This is a genomic window from Serratia sp. T13T92, from assembly GCF_047530105.1.
Classification (GTDB): domain Bacteria; phylum Pseudomonadota; class Gammaproteobacteria; order Enterobacterales; family Enterobacteriaceae; genus Chania; species Chania fonticola.
The window spans coordinates 1-26067 of record NZ_JBLJAK010000013.1 but is presented as its reverse complement, the minus strand read 5'-3'; the positions used below and the strand labels follow the sequence as shown (position 1 = coordinate 26067).

Genomic DNA, 26067 nt, shown 5'->3' with positions numbered 1-26067 from the left:
ATCGCTCAACAATAGCTGTGAGTCATGCCACAAATATACACCAAATTTGAACATCGGTTTTCACAGCAAACAATTATTCAAAAAACGTGATCGCAGTGATGGTTTTATCGCCAAACCATGACTAAGGTTATGAACAATTAGTTTTCTAAAAAATATTTGTTCAACTCAGTCACTCATCTTCGAGTGAACGGAGGCAAGATGCAAACCGGTGAATATTCAGATCCGCCTCTGCTCTGCGTACAAAACATTAATAAACACTATTCCGGTGTTGAGGTGCTGAAAGGTATCGACTTTACCCTGCATGCCGGGGAGGTACATGCCTTGCTCGGTGGCAATGGCGCGGGGAAATCTACGCTAATGAAGATCATCGCTGGCGTAGTCCCACCGGATGGCGGCGCTATCGAGATCAATGGCCAGCGTTGTGCCAGCCTGACCCCGGTAAAAGCGCATCAACTGGGGATCTATCTGGTGCCGCAGGAACCGCTGTTGTTCCCCAGCCTGTCGGTTAAAGAGAATATTCTGTTTGGCCTGCCAGCCAAGCGGGCTGCTGTGGAAAAAATGCAGCAGTTACTCGAACTGTTGGGATGCAAGCTTGAGCCCAACAGTATGGCAGGGTCGCTGGATGTGGCTGACCGCCAGATCGTTGAGATCATGCGGGGATTAATGCGTGATTCCCAGATCCTGATCCTGGATGAACCCACGGCGTCGCTGACGCCTGCCGAAACGGACAGACTATTTGCCCGCCTGCATGAACTGCTTAGCAAAGGTGTCGGTATCGTCTTTATTTCCCATAAGCTGCCGGAAATCCGCCAGATTGCCGACCGCGTCAGCGTAATGCGTGACGGCAAAATCGCCCTGACGGGGAAAACCGCCTCGCTAACCACGGATGAGATTATTCAGGCAATCACCCCAGCGGCCCGTAATGTGGATCTCTCCGCTAGCCAGAAACTGTGGCTCGAACTGCCTGGCAATCGGCCAGCCAACCCTCAGGGCAAAGCCGTATTGCAGTTGAGGGAACTCACTGGTGAAGGCTTCCGGCAGGTGACACTCAACGTCCACGCTGGGGAAATCCTGGGTCTGGCTGGCTTGGTCGGCTCCGGGCGCACCGAGTTGGCTGAAACGCTGTATGGATTACGCCCAGCCAGTGCGGGCAGCATAATGCTCAATGGTGAAGAAATCGCGGAACTGAATACCCGCCAGCGGTTGCAACGCGGGCTGATCTATTTACCGGAAGACCGGCAGTCTTCCGGGCTGTATCTGGATTCATCGTTATCCTGGAACGTCTGTGCCCTGACCCACAATACTGGCGGGTTCTGGGCCCATCCACAGCGTGATAACGCTACGCTTGAACGTTATCGCCGGGCGCTGAATATCAAATTCAACCACCCGGAACAACCGGCCCGCACCCTGTCTGGCGGTAATCAACAAAAAATCCTGATCGCCAAATGCCTGGAAGCATCGCCACAGTTGCTGATCGTCGATGAACCGACCCGTGGCGTCGACGTCGGTGCACGCAACGATATCTATCAGCTCATTCGGAGCATTGCCCAGCAGCATGTCGCTATCCTGTTTATTTCATCCGATCTCGAAGAGATAGCCATGATGGCCGATCGGGTCTGCATCATGCACCAGGGCGAGGTGGCAAGCAGCACGCTGTCCGGCGACGAGATCACTGTGGATACCATCATGCATATGGCCTTTGGCGAACAACATGTCGCATCCCATCAGCCTCATGCCAACGGGGAGACCTCATGCTAAAGATGATACAAAACAACCGAGAGCTGACGGCGCTGCTGGCCATCATCGGCCTGTTTGCGTTACTGGGGGGCATTGATAGCAGCTATTTCAGTTTCCAGACGCTGACCATGATTTTCAGCAGTTCGCAAATTCTGATGTTGCTGGCTATCGGCGCGGCGCTGGTCATGCTGACCCGTAATATTGATGTCTCCGTCGGTTCCATCACCGGGATGTGTGCGGTCCTGCTTGGGATAACGCTCAATGCCGGATACAGCTTGCCCGTCGCCTTTACCGTCACGCTGCTACTCGGTTTGCTGGCCGGTTTTTTTAATGGGGTGCTGGTCGCCTGGTTCAAAATTCCTGCCATAGTCGCCACCCTGGGCACCCTTGGCCTGTATCGCGGCATCATGCTGCTATGGACCGGCGGTAAATGGATCGAGGGTTTGCCAAGCTCGCTCAAGCAACTCTCTTCCCCAGTGCTGCTGGGTATCTCACCGATTGGCTGGCTAACTTTACTGCTGGTGGCGTTAATGGCCTGGCTACTGTTGAAAACCTCATTCGGCCGCAGCTTCTATGCCACCGGTGACAACCTGCAGGGTGCTCGTCAACTCGGGATCCGCACCGAGGCCATCCGCATCATCGCTTTCTCACTTAATGGGCTAATGGCGGCGCTCGCCGGGATCGTGTTTGCCGCACAGATTGGCTTTATTCCCAACCAGACCGGAACCGGCCTGGAAATGAAGGCCATTGCCGCCTGTGTGCTGGGAGGCATCAGTCTGCTTGGTGGTTCTGGTACGGTGGTGGGGGCCATTCTGGGGGCCTATTTCCTGACGCAGATCGACAGCGTGCTGGTACTGTTGCGCATTCCTGCGTGGTGGAACGACTTTATCGCTGGCCTGGTTTTGTTGGGGGTCCTGGTATTTGATGGCCGCCTGCGCTGCGCCCTGCAAAGGAATATCCGCCGCCAGAAATATGCCCGGTTTATCGATCCTCCACCTCCGTCCCCAACATCCCCTAACTCCACCCAACTCCCTGCACAGGGAAAAAAACGGGAGATCGCATGATGGCACAATGGCGACGTTTCGGCTGGGAACTGGCGCTGGCCGCCCTGCTGCTGATTGAGATCCTGGCGTTCGGAGTCGTTAACCCGCGCATGCTGGACATCAATGTCCTGTTGTTCAGCACCAGCGACTTTATCTGTATTGGCATTGTGGCACTGCCGTTAACCATGGTGATCGTCAGTGGTGGCATTGATATTTCATTTGGATCCACCATTGGCCTGTGCGCCATTGCGCTAGGGGTATTGTTCCAGGCGGGCCTGCCCTTGCCGTTGGCAATTGCGATAACGCTAGCCTTGGGTGCCCTATGCGGTTTGATCAACGCCGGATTGATCATCTACACCGGTATCAATCCTTTGGTGATCACCCTCGGCACCATGTACCTGTTTGGCGGTAGCGCCCTCCTGCTTTCGGGCATCTCTGGTGCCACCGGCTATGAAGGCATCGGAGGATTCCCGATGGCCTTTACCGATTTCGCCAACCTGACGGTGTTTGGCCTGCCAGTACCGCTGACCTTCTTTATGGTCTGTGTGCTGCTGTGCTGGCTGCTGATGCACCGGACACACGCAGGGCGCAACATCTTCCTGATTGGCCAAAGCCAGCGCGTGGCGCAATACAGTGCGATCCCGGTTAACCGAACGCTATGTGCACTCTATGCAATGACCGGATTTGCTTCGGCCATCGCTGCGGTATTGCTGGTTTCCTACTTTGGTTCGGCACGTTCCGACCTCGGTGCCTCCTTCCTGATGCCAGCCATCACGGCAGTGGTGCTTGGCGGGGCGAATATTTACGGCGGCTCTGGCTCCATTCTCGGTACCGCCGTAGCCGTTTTGTTGGTCGGTTATCTGCAACAGGGATTACAAATGGCTGGCGTGCCCAACCAGATCTCCAGCGCACTTTCCGGAGCGCTGCTGATTATTGTCGTCGTTGGCCGTTCCATCAGCCTACATCGGCATCAGATCAAAGAGTGGCTCCAACGACGACGCAGCATCCATCAGGTTTGAGCTCAGACAGATAACTTCTGACAACGCGATATACGGAGAACAACATGACCCTACAACGTATCAAAAAAATCGCGCTTTTAAGCGTACTCGGCATGGCTTCGCTAAGCATTGGCGTACAGGCGGCGGAACGCATTGCCTTTATCCCCAAACTGGTGGGCGTCGGCTTTTTCACCAGCGGGGGTAATGGAGCACTAGAGGCGGGGAAAGAGCTGGGCGTTGACGTCACCTACGATGGCCCAACCGAACCTAGCGTTTCCGGCCAGGTTCAGTTGATCAATAACTTCGTTAACCAGGGCTATAACGCCATTATCGTCTCTGCCGTTTCCCCGGAAGGACTCTGCCCGGCGTTAAAACGCGCCATGCAGCGGGGCGTGAAGGTATTGACCTGGGACTCAGACACCAAGCCCGAATGCCGTTCTTACTACATCAATCAGGGGACACCAGCTCAACTCGGGGGCATGTTGGTCGATATGGCAGCCAATCAGGTGAAGAAAGATAAGGCCAAGGTCGCCTTCTTCTACTCCAGCCCGACAGTCACAGACCAGAACCAATGGGTGAATGAAGCCAAGCGTAAAATCGAAAAAGACCATCCAGGCTGGGAAGTGGTCACCACACAGTTTGGTTACAACGATGCCACCAAGTCACTGCAAACCGCCGAAGGGATCCTGAAAGCCTACGGCGATCTGGATGCCATCATCGCCCCGGATGCCAATGCCCTGCCCGCTGCGGCCCAGGCGGCAGAAAACCTCAAGCGTGACAACGTGGCAATTGTAGGGTTCAGCACGCCAAACGTTATGCGCCCTTATATTCAGCGCGGCACGGTTAAAGAGTTCGGCCTGTGGGACGTGGTCGAACAGGGGAAAATCTCGGTTTACGTGGCCAACGCCCTGCTGAAAAACGGCGAATTGAAGGTTGGCGACAAGCTCGATATCCCTGGAGTGGGTCAGGTAGAGGTTTCGCCGAATAGCGTACAAGGCTACGACTACCAGGCAAAAGGCAATGGCATCGTGCTGCTGCCTGAGCGCGTGGTGTTCAATAAAGACAATATCGACAAATACAACTTCTAACCTATCGCACTGATTATTTGGAGGGAGTAAGACAATGGCTGATTTAGATGACATCAAAGATGGTAAAGACTTCCATATCGATAAGCCGCAGCAAAATGCCCTGTTCAGTTTAAAAGGGTGCGGTGCGCTGGATTGGGGCATGCAGTCCCGCCTGGCACGCATTTTCAATCCCCGCACCAACAGAACCGTGATGCTGGCCTTTGACCACGGCTATTTCCAGGGGCCGACGACCGGGCTGGAGCGGATTGATATCAATATTGCGCCGCTGTTTGCACATGCCGACGTGTTGATGTGTACCCGGGGTATTCTGCGTAGCGTGATCCCGCCAGCCACCAACAAACCCATCGTGCTACGCGCTTCAGGGGCAAACTCCATTCTGACCGAGTTGAGCAATGAGGCGGTGGCGGTCGCCATGGACGACGCGGTGCGTCTGAATAGCTGTGCCGTTGCCGCACAGGTTTATATCGGCACGGAACATGAACACCAGTCGATTAAAAACATCATCCAACTGATCGATGCGGGTCTGAAAGTCGGCATGCCTACCATGGCGGTGACCGGCGTAGGGAAAGATATGGCACGAGATCAGCGCTATTTCTCACTGGCCACACGTATCGCGGCCGAAATGGGGGCGCAAATCATCAAGACTTACTACGTGGATAAAGGATTCGAGCGCATTGTGGCCGGTTGCCCAGTGCCGATAGTTATCGCCGGTGGGAAGAAGTTACCAGAGCGCGAGGCGCTGGAGATGTGCTTCCAGGCGATTGATCAAGGGGCGTCCGGGGTAGATATGGGGCGGAATATTTTTCAGTCAGAAAGTCCGGTTGCCATGATCAAGGCAGTGCACGCCATCGTTCATCAGAACGAAACGGTAGAACACGCCTACGAACTATTCCTTAGCGAAAAAGGCTGATACGGCTGAAATGCGGGCTGGTTTTCCAGACCCGCCCCCCATTCAAGGAGGCTGATTATGCACGTTACCCTGGTCGAAATTAACGTTCATGACGACAAGGTTGAGCGGTTTATCGAGGTGTTTCGCCAAAACCATCTGGGTGCGATCCAGGAAAAGGGCAACCTGCGCTTCGATGTGTTACAGGACCCTGACATCCCCACGCGTTTTTATATTTACGAGGCTTACGCCGATGAGCAGGCCGTGGCTTTCCATAAAACGACCCCGCACTACCAGGCTTGTGTTGAAGAGTTGGAATCGTTGATGACCGGTCCACGTAAAAAGACGGCCTTTATTGGCTTAATGCCCTGAAGACTTGCCCCACCTTACCGGTGGGGCGAGCAATGAAGCTCGTGTTTGAACAGCACCTGTCCGCAGGTACTGGACTAAAAAATGCGTTATTCCGGCCTTGATTTACGCCAAAGCGACCACGGCTTAACCACCTGAGCTAAAACCGTAAAAATATTCTTGACCGGTTAACCGACTCTCCCTATAGTAGCGCCCCGTTGCACTGAGTAACGCGCAACGTACGGTGAGGTGTCTGAGTGGCTGAAGGAGCACGCCTGGAAAGTGTGTATACGCGTAAGTGTATCGAGGGTTCGAACCCCTCTCTCACCGCCATATTTTAAGAGAAAGTCTGAACTCACGTTCAGACTTTTTTTTTGCATATACCCCGTACAGAGAGGGGTGAGAAGCCTCGACAGGGTTCGACAAAATGGCTCGCAGCGCAGAGACATTTTGGACGGCCGACGGGCCGCCCGTAGGGTGAGCTTGGAATCAAGCCCTCTCTCACCGCCATATTCCAATAAAGACTGAGCTATTGGCTGTCAGTTAAGACTACTAATCCCCCCTCACCCCAACCCTCTCCCAAAGGGCGAGCGAGCTAGTACGGAGCCATGTTCAGGTACAGAGGCGCTCGGTGACAAGTTTGATGTAGAGGACGATTGCCGTAATTAAGTTGTAGCACATTCGGTCCCCTCTCCTTTTGGGAGAGGGCTAGGGTGAGGGGTGCGGCTTTAAGGTAGTTGTAAGCGCCACAACGATAAAATCGAACAATTTATCGGCACACTCTGTTTAAACAAAAGTTAGAAAGTATTTGCTACAATACTGATAGGGCTATAATTTAGTTACTTTACTCAGGATACAGGTATCATCATGACTAATCAGCACACCAACAACGAATTGACTGAAGAACAAAAAAAAGAAATTGACTTAATAGCGTTACAACGAGTCCAGGCAATGAATAGCGATGAATTCCTTTGCCAGCGCATTGACGAAAAAGTTCACGCGATGGAAGACCACGTCAAAGCTTATTTCAATAAGTGTTTTTCACTGCACTTAAACAACAAGCATAGCGAAAAGTAAAATGCTTTACGGGCCTGAGCTAAAACGCCCTACTCCAAGCCATTAACTAAGCACGGTTTGTTGGTGAGAGGCCTGATAAACATGGAAAACGGAGCTATCTAATTGGAAAGTATCAAAGAAATAATTATCTATTTCTCTCTAATGCTACAGGTTTTTTTAGAGTTTCTATCCGTTATTTGCGTTTTTGTCGGGCTGATAAAGGCACTTTATACTACAATCACCAAAGTTAAAAGTCAGTCCATACTCTATTTAATAAGGGCACGTTTTGGAACCTGGCTTGCTTTGGCGTTAGAGTTTCAATTAGCGGCTGATATCTTGGCAACGACGATCAACCCTAGTATGGAAGAATTGGTTAAACTGGTAATCATTGCCGTGATACGTACATTCCTTAATTACTTTTTATCTAAAGAGTTAGATTATGCTGAAAGCAATGTTGCTGTCGTCGGTAAAACCGACGCAACAACACTGGAGGGGAAAAAGTAAAGGTGTCAGAGAAAGCGTTGTTTACTCCCGGGCCAGGCTAAGACTTCTTAGCCGCCATAGGGCTATACCTCTTCCCCAACTGTGATAGCGACATCAAACGGCTGCTTACCACGCGGTTTTTACCCTCGCGCTTAGCGTCATACAGCGCTTCATCCGTCATCTCTATCGCTTTCTCCACCGACATACCAGCCAGATAGAGCGAGGTCCCAATGGAGATGGTCAACCGGATCGCCTCCCCACTCTCGGTAATAAAATCAAATTCTTCCACCCGGCTGCGAATACGTTCCGCCACGGCCGCAATATGCAGCGGTTCATAGCTGGAAGTGATGACCATAAACTCCTCGCCGCCGTAACGGCCGACAAAGTCTTCATCACGTACGCAATCTTTCAGAATGGCCCCCACGCTGGCCAATACACCGTCACCGGCCAAATGACCATGGGTGTCATTCACCTGTTTGAAATTATCCAAATCCAGCAACATTAGGCCACAAGACTCCCGTTGGGCATGCTTCAGCATCATTTTGTAGTCCACGCTGGCGCGGTTGTTGATGTGGGTCAGGCTGTCGGTCGTCGCCTTGTTGCGCATGGAGAAAAAGGCATTAATATGGCGCTCTTTAAAACTCAGGGCGTGGTAGCAAATCGCCAGGCAAAGCGCCGATGCGGCCTGATACAACAGAATATCCAGCCACAGTTCACGGAAGTTGACGAACGAGCCGACCACGGCAATGCGGTAGAGCGCAATGATACCGATGGTAAGGTAAAACACCCGGTTCGATTTTTTCCGCCAGACCCCCGATAGGAGCAGCGGCAAGATGATCGAACCGATGAATAGATTATCCAGCGTGAAGCCGCCGTTAAAGCCAAAGTTCACCAGATAGCACACTATCCCACTGACTGCACCACCGAAAAACAGCACCAGAATCATCGGGATCATGGCAAAGCTGTAATAAATGTTACCGGTGAGCAACAGCCGAGTCTGATTCAGATACAGCACCGCCAGCCCCGCCAGCACACCAAATAACACTCGTTTCCACACGGCGGACTGGTAGGAAAAAGGGGCATTTCTGCTAAGCGCAAAGTAGGTTACCGACAACGTGGCATAGGTGATGCACGCGTCACTGTAAATAGACGAGATTGACGCAATATATGTCATAACTATTCGGCATACTCCAGGATGCGGCAATGTTGTTTTTCGGGTTACTACTGATTATCCAGATGGGCGCAGCATGCAGCGCCCCTACGATAGTCAAAATGATAACGGCTAGGTGGGTATATGTTATTGCCAGGCAATCTATGTCCTATCCTCAGTTCAGGATAGTCTGTTATCCATCACACCACGGGGAAAATCTGATGAATATCGATGATGAATTGCAAGCGCTGGCGACACAAGAAGCGGACCTTACCTTCCACCATTTCGACCATGCCACCGCGTGGGAGCTGGGTGTAGCGCTAAAAAATGCCGCAGAACATCGCCAATTACCCATCGCTATCGAAATTCAGCTAAACGGACAAACGCTGTTTTATTACGCCCTGCCAGGCGCAACGCCAGACATTGCCGACTGGGTGCGGCGCAAGCGCAACGTGGTCAACCATTTCCATAAAAGCTCTTATGCCGTGGGTTTACGCCTGCAACAACGGCAAGTGACGCTGGAGGAGAGATATGGCCTCAGCGTACGTGACTATGCCGCCCACGGTGGCGCATTCCCCATCAACCTGCTCAATGTGGGTTGTGTCGGTTCCATCTCTATTTCTGGCTCCCCGCAGCTCGAAGACCATCATCTGCTGGTCAGCACTCTTGCTCAGTTTCTAGGCTTACCCTTGCCCTCAGTACACTAAGCGATAAAAGCTGCGCTTTTCCCCCAATCCACAGCGGACGATCTGCACAGGCTGGCGCTTGGCGCGAATAGTCCGCTGAACAAATATAAATTAATCGCAATCCTGATGCTTTGATACAAATCTAGGTATCGGCGGACAGAAAGGGGTATGGTATCTACCAGCTATTCCGAGACGGACCTCCATGGCCCGCCATTCCGTTCTCTTTTATAGACTTGGTTTGCAACTTAGATGAAAACGCACGAAATCAACGGTATCCGCCCTTTTAGCGCCCTGATAGATGCCTGCTGGCGCGAGCCCTATTCCCTTCAACGTCTGCTGAAAGATGCCATTGCCGGGGTGACCGTCGGCATCATTGCCATACCCCTGGCGATGGCGCTGGCCATTGCCAGCGGCGTTCCCCCACAGTATGGGCTGTATACCGCCGCCATTGCTGGCATCGTAATCGCCGTCAGCGGCGGTTCGCGCTACAGCGTTTCCGGCCCCACCGCGGCGTTTGTGGTGATCCTGTTCCCCGTTTCACAGCAGTTTGGGCTCTCTGGCCTATTGATTGCCACCATGCTGTCCGGCGTATTCCTGCTGATTATGGGGTTGGCGCGGCTTGGCCGCCTGATCGAATACATTCCACTTTCGGTCACGCTTGGGTTTACCTCTGGGATTGCCATCACCATCGCCACTATGCAGGTGAAGGATTTCTTTGGCTTACAGCTGGCGGAAGTACCGGAAAACTACATCGGTAAGGTGAATGCGCTGTTGCATGCTTTACCCACCCTGGACTATGGCGATACGCTGATTGGCGCGGTCACCTTGGTGGTCCTGCTGCTCTGGCCAAAGCTGGGGCTGCGTATTCCCGGCCACCTGCCCGCCTTGTTGGCTGGCACCGCAGTGATGGCAATTCTGGCACAGTTCGATCATCAGGTTGCGACCATTGGCTCCCGTTTCAGTTTCGAACTGGCAGACGGCAGCCAAGGCCAAGGTATCCCGCCGATCCTGCCGCAGTGGCTGTTGCCATGGCATCTGCCTGCTGGCGACGGTAAACCAACGGAGCTGAGCTGGCAGCTGCTTTCCGCTCTGTTACCGGCAGCCTTTTCCATGGCGATGCTTGGTGCGATCGAATCGCTGCTGTGCGCGGTAGTGTTGGATGGCATGACGGGCAAAAAGCACCACTCCAACGCCGAACTGATTGGCCAGGGCGCGGGTAATATCATCGCCCCGTTCTTCGGTGGCATTACCGCGACGGCCGCCATTGCCCGCTCGGCAGCCAACGTGCGAGCAGGAGCAACCTCACCGGTTTCGGCAATCATCCACTCGTTAATGGTGCTGCTGTCCTTGCTGATGCTGGCACCGTGGCTGTCCTACTTACCGCTGGCGGCGATGGCTTCGCTGTTGCTATTGGTCGCCTGGAACATGAGCGAGGCGCATAAAGTGGTTTATCTGTTGCGCCGGGCGCCGAAAGACGACATTTTGGTGATGCTGCTGTGTATGTCGCTGACGGTACTGTTTGATATGGTGATTGCCATTACCGTTGGCATCGTGCTGGCCTCACTGCTGTTTATGCGCCGAATCGCACGCATGACCCGCCTGAGCGAGTTGAGCGCCGAGGATGGCCGGCTGGTGCTACGCGTCAACGGGCCGCTGTTCTTCGCCGCTGCCGAACGCGTGTTCAACGATCTGCTGGTACGCGGTGAAAACTACCACACCATCGTATTGCAATGGGATGCCGTGCCGGTGCTGGATGCCGGGGGGCTCAACGCGTTGCAACGTTATATCGACGCCCTGCCCGCCGAAAAACAGCTGGTGATCACCGATATTCCGTTCCAGCCGTTAAAAACCCTGGCTCGTGCGCGCATGAAGCCAATCGATGGCAAACTGCATTTCTACCCCACCTTGCCTGAGGCACTCACCGCGCTTAACGGCCAGTAAAGCAAAAGGCCCGACAAATTAATGTCGGGCCTTCAAATCGATGACAAAGTAGCAATATTGCTGAGTTTGTCGAAATCGAACACCCCAACCTACCTAACCCATTGATTCTCGAGGCGGACGCAGCATGCAGCGCCCCTACATCATGGGCCAGGAGAGGGTTTGCCAGCAGCAGTTAGTTGCTGGTATCCAGCTCAGCGAAGCTTTTCACCAGATCGTCAATGGCTTTCATTTGCACCAGGAACGGTTCCAGCTTATCCAACGGCAACGCCGAAGGACCATCGCATTTGGCATTGCTTGGATCTGGGTGTGCCTCGATAAACAGGCCAGCCAAACCTACCGCCATACCGGCACGAGCCAGCTCGGCAACCTGCGCGCGGCGGCCGCCTGAAGCAGCACCAAACGGATCGCGGGTTTGCAGGGCGTGGGTCACGTCAAAGATCACCGGATGGCCACCGGTCACATTCTTCATCACGTTGATACCCAACATATCAACTACCAGGTTGTCATAGCCAAAGTTGCTGCCACGATCGCACAGGATAACCTGATCGTTGCCGCCTTCTTTGAATTTATCGACGATATTGCCCATCTGGCCCGGGCTGACGAACTGCGGTTTCTTGACGTTGATCACCGCGCCGGTTTTCGCCATGGCTTCAACCAGGTCGGTCTGGCGTGCCAGGAAGGCTGGCAGCTGGATCACATCAACCACTTCAGAAACTGGCTGCGCCTGTGAGGCTTCATGCACATCGGTGATAATTTTCACGCCGAAGGTGCTTTTGATTTCCTGGAAAATCTTCATCCCTTCTTCCAGGCCTGGGCCACGGTAAGAATGGATAGATGAACGGTTGGCTTTATCAAAAGAGGCTTTGAAAACGTAAGGGATGCCCAGTTTTTGCGTCACGGTGACGTAGTGTTCGCAGATGCGCATCGCCAAATCGCGTGATTCCAGTACGTTCATACCGCCGAACAGTACAAACGGTAGATCGTTCGCTACCTTGATGTCGCCAATGCTGACTACTTTCTGTTCCATGCTTGCACCTTATTGATTAATAAATCGGAATCAGTGAATTAATGCAGCGTGACCTGCTTGAGCTCGATGGAGTGGATTTGAATTTTTATCACTTCACTCACCGGGTCTTCAGGGCACTGCTCGACAAAATAGTTGAGATCGGAAATAGCGATATGGTTGCATTCCAGCTGGGCATAAATCAAGCCACGGTCACGGATCTCGTAAGGATCGTCTGGGTCAAAACTCAGCACCGCCTCGCTGGCTCGCAGCGCAATTTCCATCTGCTTTTCATCCATCAGCGCGGCTTTCAGCGTATCGAGCATCTTACGCACCACCAGAATGTTTTCCGATTCGTCCAGATCGTCATCTTCCAGTTCAGCCCCCAGCCCCAGATTACCTTTGAGCCAAACCTGCAACTGATGTTCGTTAAGCGTTTCCCCGTTCAACGGGTTAACCAGCCACATCTCCTCATCCAGCCAGTCAGCACGCATGATCAGCTGAGTGGGGAAAATCACCGGCATCAGCGGCAGATCCAACTGGTGGGCAATATGCAGGAAAATGGTTCCCAGAGAGACTGGCGTACCTTGGCGGGCTTCCAACACCTTATCCAGCCAGATGGCGTCAGAGAGCCGATAAACACCGCTGGCACCGCCGAATCCCCAGGTTTTAAAGAACAATTCGATAAGCGCTTCCAACTGCTGATCCTGGTTGAGATCGTCCGGGATGATTGCGCGCGCTTCTTCACTCAACTGCTGTAACTTGCGCTCAACTTCCGCCACCGGAAAGTCCCGCCGGATGATCTTGGATACCAGGATCACCCCCTCACTCAGTGAGGAAGTGTTAAATTCGAAATCGGCAATGCTGCTCATAGGTATCCCATCAAGAACGGTATTTTGGTCGTGGCAAGTTTAACGATCAGATACAGACAGCCCAGTGCCAGAACGAATGCCAAGGTACGGATATTCCAGCTTTGCGTCTTCTTGCCCAATGCGACATAGCCCAACAGGATATAGATAATAACGCCAAACAACTTCTCGGTCAGCCACGAGTCCATGCCAAGCAGTGGGTAAAGTTTGAACATCACCACCAGGGCAATACCGGTGGCAAACAGCACCGTATCATTGATATGCGGCGTGATCTTTACCCAGCGCTGGTTGATCATCGGCGATGCACGCCACTTCCAGAAGAAACGCAGTACAAACAACGTAATGCTGATGGCTACCGTTAATAAATGCAGATGTTTTAGCGCCATGTAAGCGGCCATAATGGTTTCCTTGGTTTCTTATAGTGGTTTTTGGCCCAGAGTCACGCGATCGTTGCCGCCATAGTCGCGATGCGTTGCCACCGCGATAAATCCCGCGGCATTCAGAAGCGTACGTACACTTTCACCCTGTTGCCAACCGTGCTCAAGCAACAGCCAACCCTGCGGCTCTAAATAATCTGCGGCCTGCTGCACGATCGCTGCCAGATCGGCCAGCCCCTGATCGGCGGCCACCAGCGCACTGCCGGGTTCAAATCGGACATCGCCCTGCCCAAGGTGAGGATCGGCTTCATCAATATAGGGAGGATTACTGGCGATCAGCGCAAACTTTTGCCCGGCCACCGGCGTAAACCAGCTCCCTTGCAAAAAGCGCGCATTGTTAATCGCCAGTTTTTGCGCGTTATGCTGCGCCAGCGCCACGGCCTCCGATTGCAGATCGATGCCGGTGAGCTGGCAGTCTGGTCTTTCGCTGGCTAACGCCAGGGCAATCGCGCCGGTGCCGGTGCCAAGATCCAGAATGGCACACGGCGTTGCGGGCAGACGCTCCAAGGCCAACTCCACCAAACATTCGGTATCCGGGCGCGGGATTAGCGTAGCAGGCGAAACCGACAGAGGGAGCGACCAGAACTCACGCTCGCCAACCAGATACGCCACCGGTTCCCCGCGCTCACGGCGAGCCAGCAGCACCGTTAACTGCTCAGCCTGCTCTGCCGTCAGCGGAGTTTCGCCAAACGCCAACAAGTAGGTTCTGGCCCGACCGGTCACGAAACCCAACAGGATCTCCGCATCACGTTTGGCGCTGTCACTGTGCGTCAGGCGTAAGGTCGCGGTTTTCAGCCAGGTTTGATAATCCATTACTCAGGCTCGGCAGAGAGCGCGGCCAACTGATCGGCCTGGTATTCCTGCACGATCGGTTGAATTAGCATATCCAGTTTGCCTTCCATCACCTCATCCAGACGATACAGCGTCAGGTTGATGCGGTGGTCGGTCACACGCCCCTGCGGGAAGTTATAGGTACGGTTACGATCGGAACGATCGCCGGTGCCCAGCAGGTTGCGGCGGGTAGAAGCCTCTGCCAACTGGCGTTTCGCCATCTCTGCCGCGCGGATACGTGCCCCAAGCACCGACATCGCCTTGGCTTTGTTCTTGTGCTGTGAACGTTCGTCCTGGCATTCAACTACAATGCCGGTCGGCAAGTGGGTAATACGGATCGCAGAATCGGTGGTGTTAACGTGCTGACCACCGGCCCCGGAGGAACGGAAGGTATCGATTTTCAGATCGCCCGCGTTGATTTCTGGCAGCTCCGCCTCTGGTACCGCTGGCATCACCGCCACCGTGCAGGCAGAGGTATGGATACGGCCCTGGGATTCGGTTTCCGGCACGCGCTGAACGCGATGACCGCCGGACTCAAACTTCAGTTGACCGTAAACGCCGTCGCCAGAGACTTTGGCAATCACCTCTTTGTAACCGCCGTGTTCACCCACGTTTTCGCTCATGATCTCAACCCGCCAGCGGCGAGTTTCAGCGTAACGGCTATACATACGGAACAGATCGCCAGCAAAGATAGCCGCTTCGTCGCCACCGGTTCCGGCGCGCACTTCCAGGAAGCAGTCGCGCTCATCGTCCGGATCCTTCGGCAGCAGTAGCACCTGCAGCTGCTGTTCCAGCTCTTCCGTCGCCGCTTTGGCCTGTTTCAGCTCTTCCTGCGCCATTTCGCGCATTTCCGGATCGTCCAGCATCATCTCTGCCGTGGCGAGATCGTCCTGCACCTGACGCCATTCCAGAAAACAACGGCTGACGTCGGTCAACTGCGCATATTCGCGCGACAGGCCACGGAACCGATCTTGATCGGCAATGACACCGGCATCGCCGAGCAGCGCCTGAACTTCTTCATGGCGCTCTTGTAACGCTTCCAGTTTGGCAACAATAGAAGGCTTCATGCGTGGTTTTAAACCCTGTTAATAAAAGAGAACTAATGCTGATCCAGCCCGAGGCTGTCGCGTAAAATGTGCAACCGCTCCATGTCGCCGTCACCGGCGGCCTGCTGGAGGGATTTGGTAGGGGCATGAATAAGACGATTGGTTAATCTGTGGGCCAGTTCATGGATCACCTGCTCCACGTTAGCGCCTTGAGCAATCGCAGCCAGCGCTTTTGACTCCATTTCCGCACGGATTTGATCGGCCTGCGAACGGTAGTCTCTGATGGTATCTGTCGCGCCCTGTGAGCGCAGCCAGGTCATGAAATTGCTGCTTTCCTGCTGCACAATGGTCTCGGCCTGTACGGCCGCCGCCTGCCGTTGCGCCATATTGCTCTGAATAATGGCCTGCAGGTCGTCCACGGTGTAGAGATAGGCGTTCGCCAGTTTGCCCACTTCCGGCTCGATATCGCGCGGAACGGCAATATCCACCAGCAACATAGGCTGATTGCGGCGCGCTTTCAGTGCCCGCTCAACCATGCCCTTGCCGATGATGGGCAACGGACTGGCGGTGGAGCTGATAATGATATCGGCATCTGCCAGGCGTGCGTCAATCTCCGGCAATGAGATCACCTCTGCCCCTACCTCTTGCGCCAATACCTGAGCGCGTTCACGGGTGCGGTTAGCGATGATCATATGCTGCACTTTATGCTCACGCAGATGGCGGGCAACCAGCTCGATCGTTTCCCCGGCACCGACCAACAGCACATTCAGTTCGGCAAGGGATTCGAAGATTTGACGCGCCAGCGCACAGGCGGCGAAGGCAACGGATACCGCGCTGGCACCGATTTCGGTTTCAGTGCGTACACGTTTGGCAACGGAGAAGGATTTCTGGAACAGGCGCTCCAGCTCACCGGAAAGTGACTGGCCACGCTGGGATTCGGCAAAGGCTTTCTTTACCTGCCCGAGGATCTGGGGTTCACCCAGTACCAAAGAGTCTAACCCGCTGGCAACGCGCATCAGGTGGCTGACGGCCTCGTCGCCGTGATGCCAATACAGGCTCTTGCGCACGTCTTCAGGGCGCAGATGGTGATAATCACATAACCAGGCTACCAGTTGTTCATGCAGATGATCCTGCTGCTCCACGCTGAGGTACAGCTCGGTACGGTTACAGGTAGACAGCACAACGCCGCCCTGCACCAATGGCTGTTGCAGCAAGCTATTCAGCGCCTTGTCGATCGACTCTGGGGAGAAGGTCACCCGTTCTCGCAGAGAAACCGGAGCGGTTTTGTGATTAATACCTAACGCCAGAAGGGTCATTGCTTCGAGTAATACTTCTCTTGGTACGGGTTCTCGTTGTCCGGCATTCTACTTGATGCGCGACATCAATTAAAGTGACAACCGCATCTTCCGGCCAATCGCTGGTATTGGCGGGACAAATCAGTCAGCACGACAAAACTCGGTATGTTTCAAACTCATCAGAAACCTCAAGGGAAAAACGCTGAAAGGCAACGCCAACCCTTGCAAACTCCCCCTTTCAGCCTGCTTGACGACATCCTTCGTATTCCCACAGCTTAACATTTCACATTACTGATAATCGCGATAGGTTACGGTTTCCATTGTTTTAATTGCTATTTTTTCGGCATGTTCCCATAATCCCGCCAAATAGTTAGCTGGCGAATTATTTACACAAAAACCGTTTCATAATTTCACTTTCTGAAATCGGAAAGTGAGCAAACCAGAAAGCCCCGGGCGTTGTTGGCCGATGGATGGGTTTTCATTTCTTGAGCAGCACGTAAGAAGGGACGTTCCATGAAATTACGTAGATTAAGCCAGGCGGTTACCGCAGGGCTGATAGCGGGTTGTAGCGCATTTGCAGCACATGGTGAAATCACCTTATTAAAGCAGGATCCGCAAGCGGGCGATCCCCTTAGCCGCCTCACTTTCACCGTTGGCGGTAGTATTCGCCCACAGTTCAACATGATGACTGGCGATGGCGATAAAGGTTCTTATAAACGCAACGGTTTTGACGGCGGCACACGTTTTCGCTTCGCCACTGATTACTACCTGTTCGACGACATCAGCTGGATCAACTATTACGAGTTAGGCGTCAACATCCCGGCGCTATTCAGTTGGGATAACCACTACGCAGAGGGTGCCAACAACACCTCACGCCGTATGCTGTATACCGGCCTGAAAAGCAAAACCTGGGGTCAACTGACCTTCGGTAAGCAAAACAGCGTTTACTACGACGTGGTCGGGGCCAAAACCGACATCTGGGATTACGACATGCTGGCCCAGGCACCAGGCAACGGCATTAACGGCGACTATGACGGCTCCTACCGGTCACGCAGCATGCTGAAATATAAAACAACCGTGGGCGATGCCGATATCTACGCCGCTTACCTGTTCAACGATGACGAATATCTGCCTGGTAATGGCTTACGCTACAAGCGCAAGGGCGGCGGTTCATTCGGTGTGGATTATCACCTGAGCAAAGACCTGACCTGGGGCACCGCCTGGAACTACACCAGCGCCGAGATGCGTAACCCCAATAGTGGCGAAAGCAATGACTACAATCAGAACATTTTTGGTACCGCACTGAGCTGGAAGCCGGACAACTGGACGCTCAGCTTTGGCGGCGGCTGGTATGACAACTTCCTGACCAGCAAGAAAAATCAGGTGAACAACTACTTCGCCGGGGATGCCTGGGGGATTGAATATTTCGTCGGTTATAGCTTCCCGGTAGGCGAATACGCGGTGAAATCCATCATGCCTTACTTTATGGGCGACCGCCTGCAGTACACCACTGGCCGCGATTATCAGCGTATTGATAATGGCTTGGGTGTCTCCTTCCAGTTCGACTACGGTTTCCGCGCCGACGTTGAACACGTGCTGACGTCCAGCACCGATAATCTGGGCGATATGACGGTTGTTCGTTTGCGTTACGATTTCTGATCTGGCAAAGCGCGCCACTGGTGGCGCGCTGAGGCGAAAGATTCGCTCTGTAGGGATGCAACATACTGCGCCCACAGATTTCCACCCCAAAAAACCTCGCCATCGTTTACAATCTTCCACACGCCAGACGCCACCCTTGCTGCAAGGCTTTTGCGCCATTGTATTATTGACGTTACGCCACTCGCCCGTTAGCGTGGTGGCAGAAATGCTAAACAGCACTGCCCCGCAAGGACAAAAGGACAACAAAACGTTATGCCTATCCGCAAAGTTAGTTTGCTTCGCCTGATCCCATTAGCCAGCCTGGTGCTGACGGCCTGTACTCTCACCAAGCCTGGCCCGGCCACCAGCCCGACGTCTCCGCAGTGGCTCGCTCATGAGCAAGCGGTGCAACAGCTTGAGCAGTATCAGACCCGGGGCGCTTTTGCTTATCTGACCGATCAGAAAAAAGTCTACGCCCGCTTCTTCTGGCAACAATACACGCCCGATCGCTACCGCCTGCTGCTGACCAACCCGCTTGGCAGCACCGAGCTGGAGTTGAACGTGCAAAAAAGCGTGGTGCAACTGACGGATAACCAGGGTAAACGCTATGTCAGCGACAACCCGGAAGAGATGATCCGCAAGCTGACCGGCATGCAGATCCCATTGGATAACCTGCGCCAGTGGATGCTTGGCCTGCCTGGGCAAGCTACCGATTTCAGCCTGGACTCCCAGTACCGCCTGAACAAACTGACCTACAAACAGGGCGATCTGACCTGGGTTGTCACCTATCAGGACTACAATACCGATCTCAAAATCCCGTTACCGAGCCGCCTTGAGCTGCAACAGGGCGATCAACGCATCAAGCTGAAAATGGATAACTGGACGCTCAAGTGATGATCCACCAATGGCCTTCCCCGGCAAAGTTGAACCTGTTTCTCTATATCACCGGCCGTCGTGCAGACGGCTACCATCAGTTGCAAACGTTGTTCCAGTTCCTGGATTATGGCGATACGCTAACCATCGTTCCCCGCCAGGATGACCAGATCCAGTTGCTAACACCCGTAGAAGGGGTGCCAGATGAGCAGAACCTGATCGTCCGGGCCGCTCGTCTGTTACAGCAACATTGCACGGCCCACGCCATTGCCACCCTTCCCCGTGGGGCTGACATCAGCATAGACAAGCGCTTGCCGATGGGTGGCGGCCTTGGCGGCGGCTCTTCCAACGCGGCAACGGTGCTGGTCGCACTGAATGAACTTTGGCAATGTGGCCTGAGCGACGACCAGTTGGCAGAGATGGGGCTAACCCTCGGTGCCGATGTCCCGGTATTTGTGCGCGGCCATGCGGCATTTGCCGAAGGGATCGGTGAACTGCTACAGCCGGCAAATCCGGCAGAAAAGTGGTATTTGGTCGCTCATCCCGGCGTCAGCATCCCCACACCGGTGATTTTTGCCGATGCCGAATTAAAAAGAGACACCCCGGTTCGCCCTCTGAACGCCCTATTACAGGCACCTTACGCAAATGATTGCGAACCGATCGCAAGAAAACGTTTTCGCGAGGTTGAACAGCTTCTTTCATGGCTGTTACAATACGCGCCGTCACGCCTGACTGGCACAGGTGCTTGTGTGTTTGCAGAATTCGACTCCGAGCCCGCCGCTCTTCAGGTGTTAAATCAAGCCCCGGCCTGGTTGCGTGGATTTGTAGCGCGTGGCGTTAACGTCTCACCACTACATCGCATCCGTTCCGGGCAGTTTGAGCCGTAGCTCAACGTGTCGTTGCGCAGGGTCGTCTACCTGGCCCTGTCATCTCTGCGCTGCTCTGCAGTTCAAGTTAGTTTTACACACCCGTATGTATATTGCGTCGGCGTCGCCAACTGCCCCTTGGCGAAGACCGTATGACAATATCTTCTCTGGACGCATGCTGAGGTTCTTCTCGTGCCTGATATGAAGCTTTTTGCTGGTAACGCCACCCCGGAACTAGCACAACGTATTGCCAACCGTTTGTACACCAGCCTTGGTGACGCCGCTGTAGGTCGTTTTAGCGACGGCGAAGTGAGCGTGCAAATCAACGAAAATGTACGCGGCGGTGATATTTTCATCATCCAGTCCACCTGTGCACCCACCAACGACAACCTGATGGAACTGGTTGTTATGGTTGATGCCCTGCGTCGCGCCTCCGCAGGTCGTATTACTGCTGTAATTCCTTACTTCGGCTATGCCCGCCAGGATCGCCGCGTGCGTTCTGCGCGTGTGCCAATCACTGCCAAAGTTGTTGCCGACTTCCTCTCCAGCGTAGGGGTTGACCGCGTATTGACAGTCGATCTGCATGCCGAGCAGATCCAAGGTTTCTTCGATGTCCCGGTAGATAACGTATTCGGTAGCCCGATCCTGTTGGAAGACATGTTGCAACAGAACCTGGAAAACCCGATCGTGGTTTCCCCAGATATCGGTGGTGTCGTGCGCGCCCGCGCGATCGCCAAACTGCTTAACGATACCGACATGGCCATCATTGATAAACGTCGCCCTCGCGCAAACGTTTCTCAGGTGATGCATATTATCGGGGACGTGGCAGGCCGTGACTGTGTACTGGTCGATGACATGATCGATACCGGTGGTACCTTGTGTAAAGCAGCCGAAGCGTTGAAAGAACGCGGTGCCAAGCGCGTATTTGCCTACGCCACGCACCCGATCTTCTCCGGTAACGCCGTGGATAACATCAGGAACTCGGTGATTGATGAAGTGATCGTCTGTGACACTATTCCGCTGTCAGCAGAAATCAAAGCGTTGAAAAACGTTCGTACTCTGACCTTGTCCGGTATGTTGGCTGAAGCTATCCGCCGTATCAGCAATGAAGAGTCAATTTCCGCGATGTTCGAACATTAATCCCTTCTCTGGCGCGGTTCACCTCCACTGCGCCAGGTTGTTCGGGTGAACACCTCAGAAAACAAAAAACCCGTTGAAGCGCGAGCAACAACGGGTTTTTTACGGGATGTGGGACATAACCTTAAACCTTATACGGCCAGGCTCCCTTGCCTTTGTTCGCCAGATCCTTGGTTGTGGTTAATCAATGTGACGGACGGCGCGGGTTGTTTTGGCAGCGTTTATCAAAGTGTTTTGCCCACCAATAACGATCTGCAACCCGCTCGCGCCCACCAATACGTGCACCGGCCAGCCACAACAAGGCGCCGATAAAGATACTAATGATGGCGCCGTGGGCAAAGAACTGCGGCAAATTGAACTGTGATACTTCAGCCAGGATGGAGTATCCAACCCCGCCAATCATTACCACCATACCCATTCCCATTAAAACGTTGCCAATGACCTCAGCGTTTTTACGTTTCATATGCCACCTCCATAGTGCCATGTGCCAATAGAGGGAAAACCCTAACTCGTTATCCCACTTTGATTAGTTAAGTATAGTCGTTATTTCAGCATGGGTATTGCGTGACCGATCACAAATGGCAACAAAAGGCTGACAATTCTTTACTTTATGATAAAAATTAGCGAGGTAACTAAATTGTTTTACTAATGTATTATTCAGTTTTCAGCTATTCACGGGGGGAGGCGCCAGATTTTTGTCATTCTGCACGCAGGCAGGTACACTAACGGCCTATAAATTTCGAGCTGTGCCGTTGTGAAACCTCAGGCGATCGCACCTGGCAGGCAACGGGCACGCCCTTTCCATTTTTCTAGCATAGTGAATCTCTTGTGAGCAGTATCAAACTGATTGTTGGCCTGGCCAACCCGGGCGCTGAATATGCCCAGACACGGCACAATGCCGGCGCATGGTATGTTGACCTACTGGCGCAACGCCACAACCAACCGCTGAAGGAAGAGAGTAAGTTCTTCGGTTACACCGCACGCCTGAATTTGGCCGGTAACGACGTTCGGCTGCTGGTTCCTACCACCTTTATGAACCTGAGTGGTAAAGCCGTTGGCGCCTTGGCTACCTTCTACCGCATTCTGCCGGAAGAGATCCTGGTAGCCCACGATGAATTGGATCTGCCACCAGGAGTGGCGAAACTCAAATTAGGTGGCAGCAACGGTGGCCACAATGGCCTGAAGGATATCCAGAGCAAGCTGGGCAACAACCCGAACTTTTATCGCTTGCGCATTGGCATCGGCCACCCAGGGGATAAAAACAAGGTGGTAGGCTTTGTGCTGGGTAAACCGCCAGCATCAGAGCAAACGCTGATTGATGATGCCATCGATGAGTCGCTACGTTGCACGGAGATCTTGCTGAAGGAAGGTATGACTAAAGCCATGAATCGTTTGCATGCATTTAAAGCGACTAGCTAAGCGGTTAGGCCAAGTGATGTGATTTTCACTTGCTTGGCCTGCTACTTATCGGGCAATAGCGGCACAGTTTACGGGTACAGCATGGCTGCACGTTGTTTTGCACAACAACATCAACCACATCCGGCGTAGTTTTCTTTTTCGAATCCGCATTTCCACCAAAAAAAGGCCGCTCAATCAGGCTCTTCCTCCGCTCGTTCCTGAAATGAATAATAAAAGAAATAACCGAAAGTAATAATAAAATCGGTGCGGAAAGCACATCAATCCCATTCATGGAATAAATTCCTCCTTGAATTTAAATGGTACAAGCAATAAGACGCGGATAATATCTTAAAAAAATAATCCCAACAATACTTATAGTTAAAATTATCGTTACCCCTCTAAGTCTACCTCAATATAATTAAGACAATACTTATATTTACACGGAAACATCCTATAAGGATTGTAGGATATTTCCATTAAACAGTCACAGATAATTCTCATTAAACCAAAGGCAATTACAATAATATATTAAATAAATTAACCATTCAGGCTGAGTACAAATAATAATCACACAAAATAATAAATACAAATAAAAACAATATCATATGAACATATCTCACTGAAAAAAATGACTACCAAACGAGACCAAGATTAAATATTCATCATATTTAAAACAAAAGCTAGTTTGAAATTAATGCATTTTTCTAGCCTATATAGATAGCCTACCATAAGATAAGTGACGTCTTGCGGCTTAACGTTCTGTAACTCTTTATCCGCCGTAATCCACCCGCTTTTATTATCATATGTTGCCACATTGTTTCATTGGATGAGGGAAAGCCCCCCCAAGAATAACCTCAGAAAAAGAGTGTCTTTTGTAGCTAAACATGCATTTAAAATAAAACATTAACTCACTTATATTACTAAATATCTGATAACAAATACCCAGAATAATCTCAGATATTAGCGTTCTATGCCCTATTGCCAGATGTGTTCAACCTGGCTCTGCACCTTGCCTGCAGAACACCTCTACCGACGTTGAATTGAGCCGACCCAGGCGTTAGCAGCCGTAAGGAACGCCTCAAGTGATAGCGCCAGCAACGGGCAGATCGAGATAACTGCCCATTACGTGTATAATGGCGGGATAATTTCGTCCTTTATGCAGCAGGCTAATGTTAACCTGTTGATAGTCAAGATATTTAAGGTGATATAAACATGGGATTCAAATGCGGTATCGTCGGTCTGCCTAACGTTGGCAAATCCACCCTGTTCAATGCGTTGACCAAAGCGGGTATTGAAGCGGCTAACTTCCCGTTCTGCACCATTGAACCCAATACCGGCGTGGTACCGATGCCCGATGCACGTCTGGATCAACTGGCCGAGATCGTCAAACCACAACGCATTCTGCCCACCACCATGGAATTCGTTGATATCGCAGGCCTGGTAAAAGGGGCTTCCAAAGGTGAAGGCCTGGGTAACCAGTTCCTGACCAACATCCGCGAAACCGAAGCTATCGGCCACGTGGTACGTTGCTTTGAGAATGACAACATCATTCACGTGAATAACAAAGTGGATCCAGCTGACGATATCGACGTCATCAACACCGAGTTGGCACTGTCCGACCTTGATACCTGCGAACGCGCCATTCATCGTGTGCAGAAGAAAGCCAAAGGCGGCGATAAAGACGCAAAAGCTGAATTGGCTGCGCTGGAAAAATGCCTGCCACAGTTGGAGAACGCCGGTATGCTGCGTGCTCTGGATCTGACTGCTGAAGATAAAGCCGCGATCCGCTACCTGAGCTTCCTGACTCTGAAGCCAACCATGTACATCGCCAACGTCAACGAAGACGGTTTTGAGAACAACCCGTATCTGGATGTTGTACGCAAGATTGCTGCCGAAGAAGGTTCCGTGGTGGTTGCTGTTTGCGCCGCTGTTGAATCCGACATTGCAGAGCTGGAAGATGAAGACCGTGCTGAATTTATGGCTGAGTTGGGTCTGGAAGAACCAGGTCTGAACCGCGTGATCCGCGCAGGTTATGAATTGCTCAATCTGCAAACCTACTTCACCGCTGGCGTGAAGGAAGTACGTGCCTGGACCATCCCGGTTGGTGCTACTGCCCCGCAAGCGGCCGGTAAAATCCACACCGACTTTGAAAAAGGCTTTATCCGTGCGCAGACCATCGCCTTTGAAGACTTTATCACCTACAAGGGTGAGCAAGGTGCCAAAGAGGCCGGCAAGATGCGTTCAGAAGGGAAAGACTACGTCGTTAAAGATGGCGATGTGATGAACTTCTTGTTTAACGTCTAAATGGTTTCTGCTGTTCCATAAGATATTGTTGATAATCATGGAGGCACGTCGGACATTTAAAATCCACGCAATCGCGTGGATTTTAAATGTCCGACGTAGCTAAAATACCGTATGAAATGCCGCCTGCCCCACAGGATTAGATACAGCGTTCGCTTAGTAATATCGGTTTATTTACTCCCGATCTTCTCAGTTCTGCCACCCAGTTGCAAACTCAGGTATATCAAATAATTCAGCGATGAGTGCGGTCGGCACTCGTTTTAATCCTTTCATCATTCATTGTTTATTCCCCGCGCGCGACTAGCATCTCTTAAAAATGTTCATTACGGTATTCATAGCGAAAACGTCCTCTAAAGTTCTCAATAGACCCATTTTGTGTCGGCTTAATGCGATGGATAAATCACAACTCCGCACCATTCCCATAAACGTACGGGTCTAGTGCCCAGCAGGTGAACTCAGGCACTTGATCTGTTCTTATCGTCACCGGATAACCACAAAACAGTGCAATACCGTCCAAAATGCCCGTTATGAAGCCGCGAAATTCTTAAGGCCACGGTGCCGTCAGACACTCCTTCGTGAAATCATCCACACAAGTCAGGCACTTTATACGGCGCCCCGTTGCCAATACATCCCATAATAAAATCCATCGACCACCCCAGGTTGGGGGCAGACGGACGCAGCAGTAGCTGTAACCAAGGCGCCTGCGTTCAAACGGTAGTTCATTGATACGCGCGAATAACAGCACGTGGACCACACAAACGGCAAGCTAAAAGAGAGAGTTGCGACAGCCCCATCGTATTTCACATTAACACTACTGTTTCGCGATTCTGGGCGTTGTTGAATAAATCGAACTTTTGGCCGTAGTCAGGATCAGATCACCACACTCCTCATCCTGCAGCGATATCACGTGGCAAAACAAAAGTTCAAAATCACCAACTGGGCCACCTACAACAAGGC

General features: G+C 52.5%; 26 protein-coding genes, 1 tRNA gene and 1 pseudogene. 18 read left to right on the top strand and 10 right to left on the bottom strand.

Annotated elements, in window-relative coordinates; genetic code table 11:
* Positions 1-198 precede the first annotated feature (198 nt).
* The 9 genes from lsrA (at position 199) to ACMV5I_RS14075 (ending at position 7660) form a co-directional block, all read left to right on the top strand.
* Complete coding sequence (lsrA, locus tag ACMV5I_RS14115) at positions 199-1758, top strand: autoinducer 2 ABC transporter ATP-binding protein LsrA (protein ID WP_414824618.1); 1560 nt, start codon at positions 199-201, stop codon at positions 1756-1758.
* Positions 1752-2801, top strand: coding sequence for an autoinducer 2 ABC transporter permease LsrC (lsrC, locus tag ACMV5I_RS14110; protein WP_024486578.1), 1050 nt, complete (start codon positions 1752-1754; stop codon positions 2799-2801). Before lsrA ends, lsrC begins: the two co-directional genes overlap by 7 nt.
* Positions 2798-3799 carry an autoinducer 2 ABC transporter permease LsrD gene (gene lsrD, locus ACMV5I_RS14105; protein ID WP_099049937.1) on the top strand — a complete coding sequence of 334 codons (1002 nt, stop codon included), beginning with the start codon at positions 2798-2800 and terminating at the stop codon, positions 3797-3799. The genes lsrC and lsrD overlap by 4 nt, the downstream gene beginning before the upstream one ends.
* Before the next feature lie 44 nt (positions 3800-3843).
* The gene (lsrB, locus tag ACMV5I_RS14100) at positions 3844-4866 is read left to right on the top strand and encodes an autoinducer 2 ABC transporter substrate-binding protein LsrB (RefSeq protein WP_024486576.1); all 1023 of its coding nucleotides are present in this window, start codon (positions 3844-3846) and stop codon (positions 4864-4866) included.
* Between the two features lie 34 nt (positions 4867-4900).
* Positions 4901-5776, top strand: coding sequence for a 3-hydroxy-5-phosphonooxypentane-2,4-dione thiolase (gene lsrF / locus ACMV5I_RS14095; protein ID WP_024486575.1), 876 nt, complete (start codon positions 4901-4903; stop codon positions 5774-5776).
* A 57-nt stretch (positions 5777-5833) separates the two neighbouring features.
* Entirely contained in the window at positions 5834-6124 is a 291-nt protein-coding gene (lsrG, locus tag ACMV5I_RS14090; protein WP_414824617.1) for a (4S)-4-hydroxy-5-phosphonooxypentane-2,3-dione isomerase, read from the top strand.
* Between the two features lie 219 nt (positions 6125-6343).
* Positions 6344-6433, top strand: a tRNA-Ser gene (locus ACMV5I_RS14085).
* 534 nt (positions 6434-6967) lie between these two features.
* Complete coding sequence (locus tag ACMV5I_RS14080) at positions 6968-7177, top strand: hypothetical protein (RefSeq protein ID WP_024486940.1); 210 nt, start codon at positions 6968-6970, stop codon at positions 7175-7177.
* Between the two features lie 102 nt (positions 7178-7279).
* Entirely contained in the window at positions 7280-7660 is a 381-nt protein-coding gene (locus ACMV5I_RS14075) for a DUF1622 domain-containing protein (RefSeq protein WP_414824616.1), read from the top strand.
* A gap of 37 nt (positions 7661-7697) precedes the next feature.
* Here ACMV5I_RS14075 and ACMV5I_RS14070 read toward each other — a convergent pair whose 3' ends face one another.
* The gene (locus ACMV5I_RS14070; RefSeq protein ID WP_414824615.1) at positions 7698-8813 is read right to left on the bottom strand and encodes a diguanylate cyclase; all 1116 of its coding nucleotides are present in this window, start codon (positions 8811-8813) and stop codon (positions 7698-7700) included.
* Between the two features lie 197 nt (positions 8814-9010).
* Here ACMV5I_RS14070 and ACMV5I_RS14065 point away from each other — a divergent pair, with 197 nt between their 5' ends.
* Together ACMV5I_RS14065 and dauA are read left to right on the top strand one after the other, a co-directional pair.
* Entirely contained in the window at positions 9011-9496 is a 486-nt protein-coding gene (locus tag ACMV5I_RS14065; protein ID WP_414824614.1) for a heme-degrading domain-containing protein, read from the top strand.
* A 228-nt stretch (positions 9497-9724) separates the two neighbouring features.
* Positions 9725-11416, top strand: coding sequence for a C4-dicarboxylic acid transporter DauA (dauA, locus tag ACMV5I_RS14060; RefSeq protein ID WP_121607061.1), 1692 nt, complete (start codon positions 9725-9727; stop codon positions 11414-11416).
* Positions 11417-11588: 172 nt separating this feature from the next.
* Here dauA and kdsA read toward each other — a convergent pair whose 3' ends face one another.
* The 6 genes from kdsA to hemA are packed head-to-tail and all read right to left on the bottom strand — an operon-like array spanning position 11589 to position 16918.
* Positions 11589-12443: a 3-deoxy-8-phosphooctulonate synthase gene (gene kdsA / locus ACMV5I_RS14055; RefSeq protein WP_024485431.1), complete on the bottom strand. Its 855-nt coding sequence runs from the start codon at positions 12441-12443 to the stop codon at positions 11589-11591.
* 38 nt (positions 12444-12481) lie between these two features.
* Positions 12482-13291: an invasion regulator SirB1 gene (gene sirB1 / locus ACMV5I_RS14050; protein ID WP_021806696.1), complete on the bottom strand. Its 810-nt coding sequence runs from the start codon at positions 13289-13291 to the stop codon at positions 12482-12484.
* Positions 13288-13686 (bottom strand): SirB2 family protein, encoded by a 399-nt coding sequence (locus ACMV5I_RS14045; RefSeq protein ID WP_414824612.1) that lies wholly within the window; start codon positions 13684-13686, stop codon positions 13288-13290. Before ACMV5I_RS14045 ends, sirB1 begins: the two co-directional genes overlap by 4 nt.
* 18 nt (positions 13687-13704) lie before the next feature.
* Positions 13705-14538, bottom strand: a complete 834-nt coding sequence (gene prmC, locus ACMV5I_RS14040) for a peptide chain release factor N(5)-glutamine methyltransferase (RefSeq protein ID WP_202810872.1) — start codon at positions 14536-14538, stop codon at positions 13705-13707.
* On the bottom strand, positions 14538-15623 hold the full coding sequence (gene prfA / locus ACMV5I_RS14035; RefSeq protein ID WP_024528846.1) for a peptide chain release factor 1: 1086 nt from the start codon (positions 15621-15623) through the stop codon (positions 14538-14540). Before prfA ends, prmC begins: the two co-directional genes overlap by 1 nt.
* Before the next feature lie 32 nt (positions 15624-15655).
* A complete protein-coding gene (gene hemA, locus ACMV5I_RS14030) occupies positions 15656-16918 on the bottom strand; it encodes a glutamyl-tRNA reductase (protein WP_024528845.1) in 1263 nt (420 codons plus the stop codon).
* 492 nt (positions 16919-17410) lie between these two features.
* Between hemA and ACMV5I_RS14025 the strand changes: the two genes are divergently transcribed.
* From ACMV5I_RS14025 to prs, 4 genes are all read left to right on the top strand, one after another.
* A complete protein-coding gene (locus tag ACMV5I_RS14025; protein WP_414824611.1) occupies positions 17411-18556 on the top strand; it encodes a porin in 1146 nt (381 codons plus the stop codon).
* Between the two features lie 252 nt (positions 18557-18808).
* Positions 18809-19429: a lipoprotein insertase outer membrane protein LolB gene (gene lolB / locus ACMV5I_RS14020; protein WP_021181100.1), complete on the top strand. Its 621-nt coding sequence runs from the start codon at positions 18809-18811 to the stop codon at positions 19427-19429.
* Positions 19429-20295, top strand: coding sequence for a 4-(cytidine 5'-diphospho)-2-C-methyl-D-erythritol kinase (ispE, locus tag ACMV5I_RS14015; RefSeq protein ID WP_202671359.1), 867 nt, complete (start codon positions 19429-19431; stop codon positions 20293-20295). Before lolB ends, ispE begins: the two co-directional genes overlap by 1 nt.
* Before the next feature lie 171 nt (positions 20296-20466).
* Entirely contained in the window at positions 20467-21414 is a 948-nt protein-coding gene (prs, locus tag ACMV5I_RS14010; protein ID WP_002211240.1) for a ribose-phosphate diphosphokinase, read from the top strand.
* A 181-nt stretch (positions 21415-21595) separates the two neighbouring features.
* Here the strand turns inward: prs and ychH are convergent, their stop codons facing one another.
* A complete protein-coding gene (ychH, locus tag ACMV5I_RS14005) occupies positions 21596-21874 on the bottom strand; it encodes a stress-induced protein YchH (RefSeq protein WP_121607068.1) in 279 nt (92 codons plus the stop codon).
* Between the two features lie 365 nt (positions 21875-22239).
* Here ychH and pth point away from each other — a divergent pair, with 365 nt between their 5' ends.
* Positions 22240-22830 (top strand): aminoacyl-tRNA hydrolase, encoded by a 591-nt coding sequence (pth, locus tag ACMV5I_RS14000; protein ID WP_021806702.1) that lies wholly within the window; start codon positions 22240-22242, stop codon positions 22828-22830.
* A 25-nt stretch (positions 22831-22855) separates the two neighbouring features.
* Here the strand turns inward: pth and ACMV5I_RS13995 are convergent, their stop codons facing one another.
* Entirely contained in the window at positions 22856-23101 is a 246-nt protein-coding gene (locus tag ACMV5I_RS13995) for a hypothetical protein (protein WP_202728991.1), read from the bottom strand.
* A gap of 920 nt (positions 23102-24021) precedes the next feature.
* Here ACMV5I_RS13995 and ychF point away from each other — a divergent pair.
* Positions 24022-25113, top strand: coding sequence for a redox-regulated ATPase YchF (gene ychF, locus ACMV5I_RS13990; protein ID WP_021181096.1), 1092 nt, complete (start codon positions 24022-24024; stop codon positions 25111-25113).
* A 186-nt stretch (positions 25114-25299) separates the two neighbouring features.
* Here the strand turns inward: ychF and ACMV5I_RS13985 are convergent.
* Positions 25300-25793, bottom strand: a pseudogene (locus ACMV5I_RS13985) (integrase core domain-containing protein); the annotation flags it as partial.
* Between the two features lie 158 nt (positions 25794-25951).
* On the opposite strand from ACMV5I_RS13985, the gene ACMV5I_RS13980 reads away from it, so the two are divergent.
* Positions 25952-26067: hypothetical protein (locus tag ACMV5I_RS13980; RefSeq protein WP_414824650.1), on the top strand; the 116-nt coding region annotated here is incomplete at its 3' end.